Consider the following 12361-nt stretch of genomic DNA (forward strand, 5'->3'; position numbering starts at 1 on the left):
CTGGGGCACGCTGGTGGCATGGCCCGTGAGATCCCCGAACCCGTCCGCGCCGTCGCCGGGCTGGCCGCCACGCTGCTCGACGAGGCGCGCAAGCTGCCCGCCACCCTCCCCGCCCTGCCCGTGCGGGCCGTCGGGCTGGCGATGCAGACCACCCTCAGGCTCCAGCAGGAGTACTCCGGCCTGGTGGCCCGCGGCGACGAGCTGCTGACCGGGTTGCGCGGGGACGCCGAGCCGGGGTTGGCGACCTTCGACGACGACGCCCCGGCGTCGGCCCCGGTCGGTGGCCTGGGTTCGCGCACCTCGGCCTTCGACCGCGTCCAGGTCGACGACGGCACGGCCCTTCCCGACGACGTCGACGAATCGGCCGCCGTGGTCTCGCAGACCCCGCTGCACGTGGTCGACGAGGCCGCCGCGGTCGGCGACGACGACCTCACCGACGAGACCCTCGCGGCCGAGGAGCTCACCGCCACCGCCCTCACCGCCGACCTGGGCGGCGCCGACCTCACCGACGCCGACGTCGCCTCGCTGCCCGACGACCCGGCGGCCGACGAGATCACCTCCACCGTCGACGAGCTCGCCGAGAACATGAGCGACGACGCCGCCGAGGACGACGCGATGATCGCCGCCTCCGAGGCCGCCATCGACGCGGTGCACGAGGCCGCCCCCGAGGCGCCGGTCACCGGCTACGACGGGTTCACCATCGCCCAGCTGCGCGGTCGCCTGCGCGGTTACCAGCCGGTCACCGTCGACGAGCTGCTGGCCTACGAGCAGTCCCACGAGGCCCGCCCCGCCTTCCTGACCCTGCTGCGCAACCGGCAGGAGAAGCTGGCCCGCGAGCGGGGCTGACCGAACGCCCCGCGGCGTCCGGGACCGGCGGCCTGGGGCCGGCGCCCGGTCAGCAGACCAGCTGCAGGTCACCCTCGGTGAACGGGCAGCCCCCGCCCTCGGGGACGCCCAGCACACCGCGGTCGGCGGGCGGGAACGAGGTCGACGACGCGCGCGCCAGCACCGGCGCCATGGCGTCGTGCCAGATGCGGGCGCCCTTGTCCCCGCCGTAGCCGACGACGTCCACCTCCTCGTCGGGGTCGAACACCATGACCCCGGCGGTGTACTGGGGGGTCGAGCCGACGAAGGCGATGGAGTAGTTCTCCTGGGCCGTGCCGGTTTTGCCGGCGATGTCGTACCCGGGGATGCGGGCCCGGCTGGCCGTGCCGATGTCGGACTGCACGTCCCCGCGCAGCACCTGGGCCAGGGTGTGCGCCACCGGGGTGGGCAGTGCGCCGGCGGTGCAGTGGTCGCCGGTGTCCAAGGGTTCGCCGTCGGCGCCGGCCACCTGGGCGCCGTCCGGCCCGGTCACGGCGGTGACCGGCGTGGGGTCGCACTGCGTCCCGCCGGAGAAGACGGTCGCGTAGGCGTCGGTGAGGTCCAGCGGGCTGGTCGCGACGGGGCCGAGGGTGAACGACCCCTGCTCGCCGTCGATCGCCTGCTGCGCCTCGTCGTCGGTGAGCGAGGCCAGCCCCAGCTGCTGCGCCTCGCGCACCGGACCCTCGACGCTGCCCAGGTGGTCCTCGAGCCCCACGAAGAACGTGTTGGACGACATCACCAGCGCGTCGGCCATGTCCAGGGTCTCGGGGTAGTTCGGGGTGGCGTTGGAGACCACGTACGGCGCCCCCCGCGTGCCGCCGTTCTTCTTGTAGACCGTCGAGGTGTACGGGCTCGGGGTGGTCTGGGTGAACGACGCGGTGTAGCCGTGCTGCAGGGCGTAGGCGGCGGTGAACAGCTTGTAGGTCGACCCCGCCCCGCGGGCCGCCACCGTCGGCAGGTCGACCGACGTGCAGCCGGCGCCGGTGCAGCCGAACGTGCGGTTGACGCTCATGCCCAGGACGTGGCCGGTGCCCGGCTGGACGACGTCGTCCACCGCGGCGAGCTGGCTGTCGCTGGGCAGGGTCCTGACCACCGCCGCGTCGCCCGAGCGCTGCACCAGCGGGTCCACGGTGGTCGTGATCGTCAGCCCGCCCTCGTCGAGCTGCTGGTCGGTCAGCCCGAGCGTGCCGGTGAGGTACTGGCGGGCGTAGTCGCAGAAGAAGCCGCCCAGCCTGGCCTGCGCGCAGCCCTGCGGCAGGTCCGGCCCCGGCACGGTGGTCACCGGGGCGGCCGTGTCGGTGGCCAGGTCGGCGTCGGCCAGGTCACCCTGGGTGTGCATGCGCTGCAGCACCACGTCGCGGCGGGCCTTCGCGGCGTCGGGGTGGGCGATGGGGTCGTCGGACGAGGGGTTCTGCACCAGGCCCGCCAGCGTCGCCGCCTGCAGGGTGGTCAGGTCCGCCGCGTCGACCGAGAAGTAGGTCTGCGCCGCGGCCTGCACCCCGTAGGCGCCGTGCCCGAAGTACACGGTGTTCAGGTACCGGGTGAGGATGTCGGGCTTGCTCATCCCCGCGTCGACCGCCAGCGCCAGGCGGGCCTCGGTGAGCTTGCGCCCCAGGGTGTCGGCGGTGGCCGCCTCCTGACCGGCGGTGCTGTCCGCGCGCTGCAGCAGGGTCTGCTTGACCAGCTGCTGGGTGAGCGTCGACCCGCCCTGCGCCGCACCGCCGCTGGACACGTCGGCGACCAGGGCCCGCAACGTGCCGACCGGGTCGACGCCGCCGTGGGAGTAGAAGCGTGCGTCCTCCACGTCGACCAGCGCCGTCCCCATGACCGGGGCGATCTCGTCGGCGGTGACCGGGACGCGGTCCTGGTCGAAGAAGTCGGTGACGAGGGAGCCGTCGGCAGCCAGCACGGTCGTGACGGCGGGCAGTGGCGCGGAGGTCACCTCGGCGACCGTCGTGGCGGAGACCGGGTCCTGCCCGTCGCCGACCGCCCGCCCGGCGAGGTCGAGCCCGACGAGCCACGGCCCGGCGACCGCCGCCACCAGCATCCCGGCCACGACCGCGGCCCCCAGCAGCTTCACCACGACCACCCAGCGCACGCCCGCGACCGTCCCCCCGCCGGCTGGACGGCACCTGGCAACCGGCCCGGCGGGTACCTGGCAGGCTCGGGGGCGTGACCGCACCGTCCTCCCCCGAGCAGCCGTGGCCGGTGCGCACCGTGGCCCGCAAGGTGGCCGACTGGATCGGTCGGCTGGGCGAGGTGTGGGTGGAGGGCCAGGTCGCCCAGCTCTCCCGGCGGGGCTCGGCGACGGTGTTCCTCACCCTGCGCGACACCGCGGCCGACCTGTCGGTCCCGGTCACCTGCCCCCGTGACGTCGCCGACCGGCCGGGCCTGGCCCTGACCGAGGGCGCCCGCGTGCTCGTCCGCGCCCGCCCCGACTACTACGTCGCCCGCGGCTCGTTCTCGCTGCGGGCCACCGAGGTCCGTGCGGTCGGTCTCGGGGAACTGCTCGCCCGCATCGAGCGCATCCGTTCGCTGCTGGCCGCCGAGGGCCTGTTCGACGCCGTGCGCAAGAAGACGCTGCCCTTCGCCCCAGCCGTGGTCGGGCTGGTCACCGGCAAGGACAGCGCCGCCGAGCGCGACGTCCTGGTCACCGCCCGCCGCCGCTGGCCCGCCGTCCGGTTCGCCGTGCAGCACTGCCTCGTGCAGGGGCCCTCGGCCGCGGAGGAGGTCATCGCGGCCCTGCAGCGGCTCGACCGCGACCCCGAGGTCGAGGTCGTGGTGGTCGCCCGTGGCGGCGGGTCGGTGGAGGACCTGCTGCCCTTCTCCGACGAGGGCCTGGTGCGGGCGGTCGCGGCCTGCCGCACCCCGGTGGTCACGGCCGTGGGCCACGAGACCGACACCACCCTGGTGGACCACGTCGCCGACGTGCGGGCCGCCACCCCCACCGACGCCGCCCACCGCGTCGTCCCCGAGATCGGGGAGCAGCGCCGGCTGGTCGAGGGCCTGCGCGCCCGCGCCCGGGCGCTGCTGGCCGGCCGCCTGGAGCAACAGGACCGCTGGCTGGAGTCGGTGCTCAGCCGGCCGGTGCTGACCGAGCCCGCCCGGTTGCTGTCGGGCCGGGACGACGACGTGGCCGCCCTGCGGCAGCGCGGACTCCGCACCCTGGTGCACCGGGTCGACCTGGCCACCCGCGACCTGGAGCACGCCCGGGCACGCATCGGCGCGCTGTCCCCCCAGGCCACGCTCGAGCGCGGGTACGCCCTGGTGCAGACCACCGACGGCGCCCTCGTGCGCGACCCCACCGAGGTCGCCGACGGGCAGGCGCTGGCCGTGCGGGTGGCCGGTGGGCGCATCACCGTCCGGGTGACCGGGCAGGATGGGCAGCCGTGAGCGAGCCGAGCACCCCCCCGACGCAGAGCTACGAGCAGGCCCGCGAGGAGCTCGCCGACGTCGTGCGCCGGCTCGAGGGCGGCGGGCTGACGCTCGAGGAGTCACTGGCCCTGTGGGAGCGCGGCGAGGAGCTGGCCGGGGTGTGCCAGCACTGGCTCGACGCCGCCCGCGAACGGCTGGAGAGGGTCAGCCCGCAGGACAGCTGACGTCGGTCGGCCTCGTCCCGGGTTCCCTCGCGCGCTCGCGAGCGGAGGGCTGGACGAGGTCCTTCCTCTCAGGCGGAGTAGGGCTGCACCGACGCGGCGAGGGTGCGCAGCTCGTCGTCGTCGGCCGACCCGGTGACGACGACGGTGGCCGGGCCCTCGGTGAGCCGGTAGGCCACCTCCCCGCGCGCAGTGGTCAGCTGCTCCCACCGCCGGCCGCCGATCTCGACGGCCCCGTCGTCGCTGGCGCCGTCGACGACGGTGGCCAGCCCCTCGGCCCGCGGTTCGTCGCCGACCACGAAGCCGGCGTACTCCTCGCCCGGGGTGTAGTAGCCGATCGACAGCGTGACCGGGTCGCCGGCCTCCGTGGCCTCGCCGGCGTCGGTGCGGATGCTGGTCGCCCGCCAGCCGTCGGGCAGCCCCTGCGGGACGAGGAGGTCGTAGTCGGCGCGGGCCGCCGCGAGCTGGGTGCCCGAGGTGGTCTCCACCTCCCGCACGGGGTCGGCCCCGTTCTGCCGCAGCGCGACCAGGCCGACCAGCGCCAGCACGATCACCGTCAGGGGCAGCAGCGACCGCACCATGTTCGCGGCGGTGAACGTCGCCGCCCGCTCCTGGGAGGACGAGCGGACGACCGCCGCGGTGACGTCGTCTCGGGCCTGCTGACCCTGCGGTGCGGTGTCGGGCATGCACCTAGGATCGCAGCAGCGCTCCCCCATCCCGTCGCCCGGCGGTGCACCCGACGGCGCGGCGGCCGCCCGAGGAGGTCCTCACCTTGTCCCTGCCCGTCCCCGACGGTCCGGCGCCGACCTACCACTCCGCGTTCCACGAGCAGACGCCACCGACCGGCATCCGGCCCGACCGCAACCTGGCGATGGAGCTGGTCCGGGTCACCGAGGCCGGCGCGATGGCGGCGGGCCGGTGGGTGGGCCGGGGCGACAAGAACGGCGGCGACGGCGCGGCGGTCGACGCCATGCGGGCGCTGATCCAGACGGTGAGCATGCGCGGCACCGTGGTGATCGGCGAGGGCGAGAAGGACGAGGCGCCCATGCTGTTCAACGGCGAGGAGGTCGGAGACGGCACCGGCGCCGAGTGCGACGTCGCGGTCGACCCGGTCGACGGCACCACGCTGATGGCCAAGGGCATGCCCAACGCCGTCTCGGTGCTCGCCGTGGCCGACCGGGGCGCCATGTACGACCCGTCCGCGGTGTTCTACATGGACAAGATCGCCACCGGGCCGATCGCGGCCGACGTCGTGGACATCCGGCTGCCGGTGAAGGAGAACATCCGCCGGGTGGCCAAGGCCAAGAAGGCGTGGCCGGCCGACGTCACCGTGGTCATCCTCGACCGCCCCCGGCACGAGAAGCTCGCCCACGAGGTGCGCGAGGCCGGGGCCCGCATCAAGTTCATCTCCGACGGCGACGTCGCCGGCGCGATCGCCGCGGCCCGCGAGGGCACCGGCGTCGACCTGCTGCTGGGCATCGGCGGCACGCCCGAGGGCATCATCACCGCCTGCGCGCTCAAGTGCATGGGCGGTGCGCTACAGGGCCGCCTCATGCCCAAGGACGACGACGAGAAGCAGAAGGCCATCGACGCCGGCCACGACCTCGACCGGGTGCTCGACATCGACGACCTGGTGCGCGGCGACGTGTTCTTCGTGGCCACCGGCATCACCGACGGCGAGCTGCTGCGCGGCGTGCAGTACCGCGCCGGTGGCTGCACCACGCAGTCGCTGGTCATGCGGTCGCGGTCGGGCACCATCCGCGCGATCGAGAGCCTGCACTCGCTGGAGAAGCTCAACCAGTACTCCGCCGCCGGCTCCGACTACTGAGCCCGGCCGTCGTCGTGCGGGCCAGTGGTCAGTACACGCCGCAGTCGAGCACCGAGGCCGAGTCGCTGAAGGGCAGCCGCCCGGCGCAGGTCACGGCGTACTGCTCGTAGGGCGAGTCGAAGTCCGAGCCGAAGTAGAGGTCGTAGCACCCCTCGACCGAGCCGTCGTAGCACTGCTGGGCGTACTCGTCCAGCTCGGCGTCGTCACCGAGGCCCTCGGGCGCGGTGGGCGTGCCCTCGACCATGGTCCCGTAGATGTCCCCGCTGTCGTCGGAGCTCGACGAGCTCGACGAGCTGCTCGAACTGGACGACGAGGAGCTCGAGGACCCGGTCGAGGTCGCCGTGGGGATCGTGGTGGTGCCCGGCGACGCGGAGTTCGAGGAGTCGTCGTCGCCGCCCAGGAAGACGACCAGCCCGACGACGACCGCCGCGATGACGACCACCGCACCGATCGACAGGGCGATGACCGTGTTCTTGTTGCCGCCGCCGGAAGGACCCTGCGGTCCGGGCCCGAACTGACCCGGCTGGCCGTACTGCTGGCCGTAGGGCGCCTGACCGTACTGCTGACCGCCGTACGGGGGCTGCTGACCGTACTGCTGGCCCCCGTACTGCTGACCGCCGTACTGCTGGCCCCCGTACTGCTGGCCCCCGTACGGGGGCTGCTGGCCGTACTGCTGGGTGCCGTACTGGTCCTGGCCGTACTGCGGTCCCTGCCCGTACTGGCCCTGCTGCCCGTACTGGCCCTGCTGCCCGTACTGGCCCGACTGGTCGCCGCCCCAGGGCTGCTGACCGTCGTTCGGCGGGTGTGGGGGCTGAGACATGCGTGGACTCCTCGGTTCCGGACTGGCGGACGGATCCTATGGACCACCTGGGCGCTGGGCCACCCGCCGTGACCGGCAGGTGACCCGACCGGGTCGCCTGCGGGGCGGGGCGCCGGTTGTCTAGGGTTCGGGCCGAACCGATCGACCACCCCCGGGAGAGCAGCGTGGCCACCGAGCAGGACTTCCGCATCGAGCACGACTCCATGGGCGAGGTCCGGGTGCCCGCGCACGCCAAGTGGCGCGCGCAGACCCAGCGCGCCGTGGAGAACTTCCCGATCAGCGGCACGCCCATCGAGCGCGAGCTCATCGGGGCGCTGGCGGCCATCAAGGGCGCCGCCGCGCGGGTGAACGCCGACCTGGGCGTGCTGCCGCGCGAGGTCGCCGACGCCGTCCACGCCGCCGCCGTCGAGGTCGCCCGCGGCGACTGGGACGACCACTTCCCGATCGACGTGTTCCAGACCGGGTCGGGCACCTCGTCGAACATGAACACCAACGAGGTCATCGCCACCCTCGCCTCCGACGCCTCGGGCCTGGCCGTGCACCCCAACGACCACGTCAACGCCTCGCAGTCCTCCAACGACGTGTTCCCCTCGGCCATCCACATCGCGGCCACGCGCGCCGTCGTCGTCGTCCTGGTGCCGGCCCTGGAGCACCTGGCCGCCAGCCTCGAGCGCAAGGCGACCGAGTTCGCGACCGTCGTGAAGAGCGGTCGCACCCACCTGATGGACGCCACCCCGGTGACCCTGGGGCAGGAGTTCGGCGGCTACGCCGCGGCGGTCCGCTACGGCATCGAGCGGCTGCGGGCCTCCCTCCCCCGGATCGGCGAGCTGCCGCTGGGCGGCACCGCCGTCGGTACCGGCATCAACACCCCGCCCGGGTTCGCAGCGTCGATCATCGAGCGGTTGGCCGCCGAGATGGAGCTGCCGCTCACCGAGGCCCGTGACCACTTCGAGGCGCAGAGCTCCCGCGACGGCCTGGTCGAGGCCTCGGGCCAGCTCAAGACCATCGCGGTCGGGCTGGTGAAGATCTGCAACGACCTGCGCTGGATGGGCTCGGGCCCGCGCACCGGGCTCGGCGAGATCGCCCTGCCCGACCTGCAGCCCGGCTCGTCGATCATGCCGGGCAAGGTGAACCCGGTGCTGCCCGAGGCCGCCATCCAGGTCGCCGCCCAGGTCATCGGCAACGACGCCGCCGTCACCTTCGCCGGTACCACGGGCTCCTTCGAGCTCAACGTGACCCTGCCGCTCATGGCCCGCAACGTGCTCGAGTCGATCCGGCTGCTGGCCAACGTCTCGCGGCTGCTGGCCGACCGCTGCGTCGACGGCATCACCGCGAACGAGGAGCAGTGCCGCACCTACGCGGAGAGCTCGCCCTCGATCGTCACGCCGCTGAACAAGTACATCGGCTACGAGGAGGCCGCGATCGTGGCCAAGACCTCGCTCAAGGAGCAGAAGACGATCCGCCAGGTCGTCGTGGAGCGCGGGTACGTCGAGCAGGGCAAGCTCACCGAGGAGCAGCTGGACGCCGCCCTCGACGTCCTGTCGATGACCCACCCGTGAGCACCACCCGCCTGGTCGTCATCGGCGCCGGTGGGTTCGGGCGCGAGACCCACGACGTCGTCGAGGCCATCAACGACGCCGGCGGCAGCGAGCGGTTCGACGTCGTGGGGTTCGTCGCCGACGGCGGGGGCGACGTCGCGCTGGTCGAGGAGCGGGGGGTGCCCTTCCTCGGCCCGGTGGCCGCGCTGGAGGGGCTCGCCGACGACATCGGGTACGTCATCGCCATCGGCGACGGCGGGGCCCGGCGGGTCATCGACTCCTGGGCGGACGGGCTCGGCCGGCGGGCGGTCACCCTGGTGCACCCGTCCGCCGTGCTCGGTCGGCACCGGGTGGAGCTGGGCCCGGGCACGGTGGTCTGCGGCGGAGCGCACATCACCACGAACGTCCGGGCGGGCCGGTCCACGCACGTCAACCTCGGCGCGACCGTGGGCCACGACGCCACCCTCGGTGACTACGCCACGCTGAGCCCGAACGTGTCGGTGTCGGGCAACGTGACCGTCGGCGACGAAGTGGCTCTGGGCACCGGCTGCTCGATCATCCCGGGGGTGACGATCGGCGCCCGCTCCGTGGTGGGCGCCGGTGCCGCCGTCATCTCCGACATCCCCACCGACAGCGTGGCCGTCGGCGTCCCCGCCCGGGTGCGGCCGCCCCGCTGACCCGCCCGGTCCGGTCCCACCGCGAGCCGCGACTGCCGATGACGGACCTGCCGCGCCGCACGGCGCGCTGGCAGGGCTGGGCAGAGGAGCGCATGCAGGATGGACACCCCACTCGTCACCGTGCTCGTCCCCACCTGGAACGGCGCGGTCCACCTGCGGGCCACCCTGCGGTCGATCCTCACCCAGTCCTACAAGAACCTGCAGGTGGTGGTGGGGGACGACGCTTCGACCGACGACACGCCACGCATCCTGGCGGCGGTGGCCGAGGCCGACCCCCGGGTGGAGGTCGTGACCCACCCGGTCAACGGCGGCCAGTTCGTGAACCAGCTCGCCCTCCTCGAGCGCGTGCGGGGCGAGTTCGTCAAGTTCGTCATGCACGACGACGTCCTGGCCAGCGACCACGTCCGCGTGCTCGTCCGCGGTCTGCAGGCGCACCCCGAGGCCCGGATGGCGTTCTCGCGCCGGCTGCACGTCGACGCCTCCGGGAAGGAGATCCCGGGCAGCGCGGAACCTCCCCTGTCCGACCGTGCCGGGCTGCTGGACGGAACAGCCCTGACGGTGCAGTGCCTGCGGGCCGGGGCCAACCTCGTCGGCGAGCCGACCACGGTGCTGATGCGGAGCGCGGACCTCCCGACCGTCACCGCCGACCTGGGGTCGCTGGACGACGAACCGCTGCACACCCTCACCGACTTCACGATGTGGGTCCGGCTGCTCGCCCGTGGGCCGGCCTACTACAGCCCCGAGGCCCTCAGCAGGTTCCGCCACCACGCAACCCAGGACTCCGCGGACCCCCGTCTGGTCTCCCGCGGTCTGTACGACTGGCCGCGGGTGGTCGACTGGGCGCACCGACTCGGCCTCCTGGCGGACCCGAGCGACCGGGCGGCTGCGTACCGCATGGTGCTCTGGCGCTGCGCAGCATGGCTGAACGGTCCTGCAGGCGCCGACCTCGGCGGCCCCGCCGCCCGCGCTGCCCTGCTCTGCCTGGTGGGCATGCACGAGATCGACGCCGGCCCGGTCGGCGACGACCCCGACGTACCCCTCCCGCTGCGGGCCGTCGCGGCGCCCGTCGGCGCGCTCCTCGGACCCTCGGCCCCCGGGGACGTCCACACCCGGCTCGAGCTGGTCTCGTGACGGGCCCTCAGCCGGCCCCCCTCGCGGAGCCGCTCTACGTGAGCCGACCGGTGCTCCCTGCACTCGCTGACTACGTCGCCGACCTCGAGCAGATCTGGGCATCGGGGATCCTCACCAACATGGGTGCGTTCCACCAGCGCCTCCAGGCGGCCGTGCAGCACCGGGTCGGGATCGGCCAGGTGACGCTCTGGAACAACGGCACGACGGCGCTCGTCGCCGCGCTGGCCGCGCTCGACCTGCGCGGCGAGGTCGTCGTCACACCCTTCACCTTCCCGGCCACGGTGCAGGCCATCGCCGCACTGGGTCTCACACCGGTGTTCGCCGACGTGGACCCGGACTCGGGCACCCTCTGCCCGTCAGCGGTCGCCGACCGCATCACGACGGCGACGTCGGCGATCCTCGGCACCCACGTCTACGGGACCTTCTGCGACACCGACGGCCTCGGCCGGCTGGCCCGGGAGCACGGCCTGCGGGTGGTCTACGACGGCGCGCACTCCTTCGCCCGCCGCACCCCCGTCTTCCCTGCCGGCCCGACGTCGCTGGGGGACGTCACCATGCTGAGCTTCCACGCCACGAAGCTGTTCCACGCGGTCGAGGGTGGCGCGCTCATCACCGATGACCCCGAACTGCACGAACGGCTGACGCACTACCGGAACTTCGGCATCCGCTCCGAGGACGTCGTGTCGGGCACGGGGTTGAACGGCAAGATGAGCGAGTTCCACGCGGCGATGGGACTGCGCGTACTGGACCTGCTCGACGACGAGATCGACCGCCGGGCAGAGCTGGCTCGGCGCTACGCGCACGGTCTCCGGGACGTGCCCGGTGTGTCGGTGATCGCCGGGCACGGCGCGTCGGTCCAGTACCTCGTGGTCCGGGTGGATGCGCTGTCGGCGGGCATCGACCGGGACGGGCTGCACCGCGGGCTCCGCGAGCTGAACATCGTCAGCCGTCGGTACTTCCACCCGCTGTGCAGCGACATCCCGCCCTTCTCCGGCCACCCCTCGGCCGGGTACCTACCCGTTGCCCGACGGTTCTCGGCGGAGTGCCTGGCGCTGCCCCTGCACGGCGGCATGGACACCGAGGTCGTCGACCGCATCTGCGCGGCGATCACCTGGCAGGCCGCCTCGGGCCGACGATGGGTGGCCTGACCGGGCCGTGACCGGGCCGTGACCGGGCCGTGCCCGGCTCAACGGCGCTGCAGCACGTAGCTGTTCTCGAAGCCGTGGACGCACCCGACCACGTGGAAGCCCTCGAAGTACCCGCCCGCGCGCAGCAGGTCCACCGCCGGGCCGACCTCCGGCGAGTGCTCCCAGTCGCCGTAGTCGTCGAAGACCAGGAACCCGCCGGGGAGGACGCTGGGCGCGTACAGCAGGAAGTCCAGCAGCACGTTGCGCTTGAGGTGCCCCCCGTCGATGTGCAACAGGGCGACCTTCGGGTCCATGGCGTAGAAGTGCTCGGCGCACAGCTCGGAGTACCCACGGATGACGTCGACGTCGGGCACCAACGTCTCCTGGTAGTGGGTGAACTCCTCGAACTGGTTCGGCAGGGCGAACGGGTCGATCCCGATGACGCGTCGCTCCCGGTTGCTGACCATGTCCATCAGGGCCAACGACTTGCCCTTCCAGACGCCGATCTCGACCAGGTCCCCGGGGACACCCTCGAGCACCAGGCACAGGTAGCCCAGCAGTCGCACGTGGTCGTGGAACGACAGCTCGCTCCGGTCCATGGCGTGCTCCGGCGGCAGGCCGGACCGGGCGAGGGCGAACTGCTCGCCGAGCTGCTGCCAGACGCGCGAGACCCTGTCCTCGGCTGCCTGCTCGTCGATGAAGCGGTTGAGTTCCTGCACGGTCAGCATGCGGTCTCCCGATGGATGCGCCGGTGTCGACTGCCGGCCTGCAGCCGGACAG

Annotated in this window: 12 protein-coding genes; 8 read left to right on the forward strand and 4 right to left on the reverse strand. The window is 73.4% G+C overall.

The window, feature by feature from the left end:
* Window positions 1–18 precede the first annotated feature (18 nt).
* On the forward strand, window positions 19–846 hold the full coding sequence (locus tag TEK04_RS02965) for a lipid droplet-associated protein (RefSeq protein ID WP_336402817.1): 828 nt from the start codon (window positions 19–21) through the stop codon (window positions 844–846).
* 49 nt (window positions 847–895) lie between these two features.
* Here TEK04_RS02965 and TEK04_RS02970 read toward each other — a convergent pair whose 3' ends face one another.
* Window positions 896–2962 (reverse strand): transglycosylase domain-containing protein, encoded by a 2067-nt coding sequence (locus TEK04_RS02970; protein ID WP_336402818.1) that lies wholly within the window; start codon window positions 2960–2962, stop codon window positions 896–898.
* A gap of 74 nt (window positions 2963–3036) precedes the next feature.
* Here TEK04_RS02970 and xseA point away from each other — a divergent pair, with 74 nt between their 5' ends.
* A complete protein-coding gene (xseA, locus tag TEK04_RS02975; protein WP_336402819.1) occupies window positions 3037–4257 on the forward strand; it encodes an exodeoxyribonuclease VII large subunit in 1221 nt (406 codons plus the stop codon).
* Entirely contained in the window at window positions 4254–4463 is a 210-nt protein-coding gene (locus TEK04_RS02980; RefSeq protein ID WP_336402820.1) for an exodeoxyribonuclease VII small subunit, read from the forward strand. The genes xseA and TEK04_RS02980 overlap by 4 nt, the downstream gene beginning before the upstream one ends.
* Before the next feature lie 68 nt (window positions 4464–4531).
* On the opposite strand, the gene TEK04_RS02985 is transcribed toward TEK04_RS02980, so the two are convergent.
* Entirely contained in the window at window positions 4532–5146 is a 615-nt protein-coding gene (locus tag TEK04_RS02985) for a DUF4245 domain-containing protein (protein WP_336402821.1), read from the reverse strand.
* An 86-nt stretch (window positions 5147–5232) separates the two neighbouring features.
* Here TEK04_RS02985 and glpX point away from each other — a divergent pair, with 86 nt between their 5' ends.
* Window positions 5233–6288, forward strand: a complete 1056-nt coding sequence (glpX, locus tag TEK04_RS02990; protein WP_336402822.1) for a class II fructose-bisphosphatase — start codon at window positions 5233–5235, stop codon at window positions 6286–6288.
* A 28-nt stretch (window positions 6289–6316) separates the two neighbouring features.
* On the opposite strand, the gene TEK04_RS02995 is transcribed toward glpX, so the two are convergent.
* A complete protein-coding gene (locus tag TEK04_RS02995; RefSeq protein ID WP_336402823.1) occupies window positions 6317–7108 on the reverse strand; it encodes a hypothetical protein in 792 nt (263 codons plus the stop codon).
* A 164-nt stretch (window positions 7109–7272) separates the two neighbouring features.
* On the opposite strand from TEK04_RS02995, the gene TEK04_RS03000 reads away from it, so the two are divergent.
* The 4 genes from TEK04_RS03000 (at window position 7273) to TEK04_RS03015 (ending at window position 11602) form a co-directional block, all read left to right on the forward strand.
* On the forward strand, window positions 7273–8667 hold the full coding sequence (locus TEK04_RS03000) for a class II fumarate hydratase (RefSeq protein ID WP_336402824.1): 1395 nt from the start codon (window positions 7273–7275) through the stop codon (window positions 8665–8667).
* Complete coding sequence (locus TEK04_RS03005) at window positions 8664–9323, forward strand: acetyltransferase (RefSeq protein ID WP_336402825.1); 660 nt, start codon at window positions 8664–8666, stop codon at window positions 9321–9323. Before TEK04_RS03000 ends, TEK04_RS03005 begins: the two co-directional genes overlap by 4 nt.
* A 99-nt stretch (window positions 9324–9422) precedes the next feature.
* Entirely contained in the window at window positions 9423–10454 is a 1032-nt protein-coding gene (locus TEK04_RS03010) for a glycosyltransferase family 2 protein (protein WP_336402826.1), read from the forward strand.
* Between the two features lie 38 nt (window positions 10455–10492).
* A complete protein-coding gene (locus TEK04_RS03015; RefSeq protein WP_336402827.1) occupies window positions 10493–11602 on the forward strand; it encodes a DegT/DnrJ/EryC1/StrS family aminotransferase in 1110 nt (369 codons plus the stop codon).
* Window positions 11603–11640: 38 nt separating this feature from the next.
* On the opposite strand, the gene TEK04_RS03020 is transcribed toward TEK04_RS03015, so the two are convergent.
* Window positions 11641–12309: a class I SAM-dependent methyltransferase gene (locus TEK04_RS03020; RefSeq protein ID WP_336402828.1), complete on the reverse strand. Its 669-nt coding sequence runs from the start codon at window positions 12307–12309 to the stop codon at window positions 11641–11643.
* Window positions 12310–12361: the final 52 nt, after the last annotated feature.

Source organism: Klenkia sesuvii (assembly GCF_037083825.1).
GTDB lineage: Bacteria > Actinomycetota > Actinomycetes > Mycobacteriales > Geodermatophilaceae > Klenkia > Klenkia sesuvii.

What these genes read in the sequence shown, in the direction of transcription:
- TEK04_RS02965 (WP_336402817.1), top strand. Translation starts at nt 19, where the DNA reads ATGGCCCGTGAGATCCCCGAACCCGTCCGCGCCGTCGCCGGGCTGGCC.
- TEK04_RS02985 (WP_336402821.1), bottom strand. Translation starts at nt 5,146, where the DNA reads ATGCCCGACACCGCACCGCAGGGTCAGCAGGCCCGAGACGACGTCACC.
- TEK04_RS02995 (WP_336402823.1), bottom strand. Translation starts at nt 7,108, where the DNA reads ATGTCTCAGCCCCCACACCCGCCGAACGACGGTCAGCAGCCCTGGGGC.
- TEK04_RS03010 (WP_336402826.1), top strand. Translation starts at nt 9,423, where the DNA reads ATGGACACCCCACTCGTCACCGTGCTCGTCCCCACCTGGAACGGCGCG.
- TEK04_RS03020 (WP_336402828.1), bottom strand. Translation starts at nt 12,309, where the DNA reads ATGCTGACCGTGCAGGAACTCAACCGCTTCATCGACGAGCAGGCAGCC.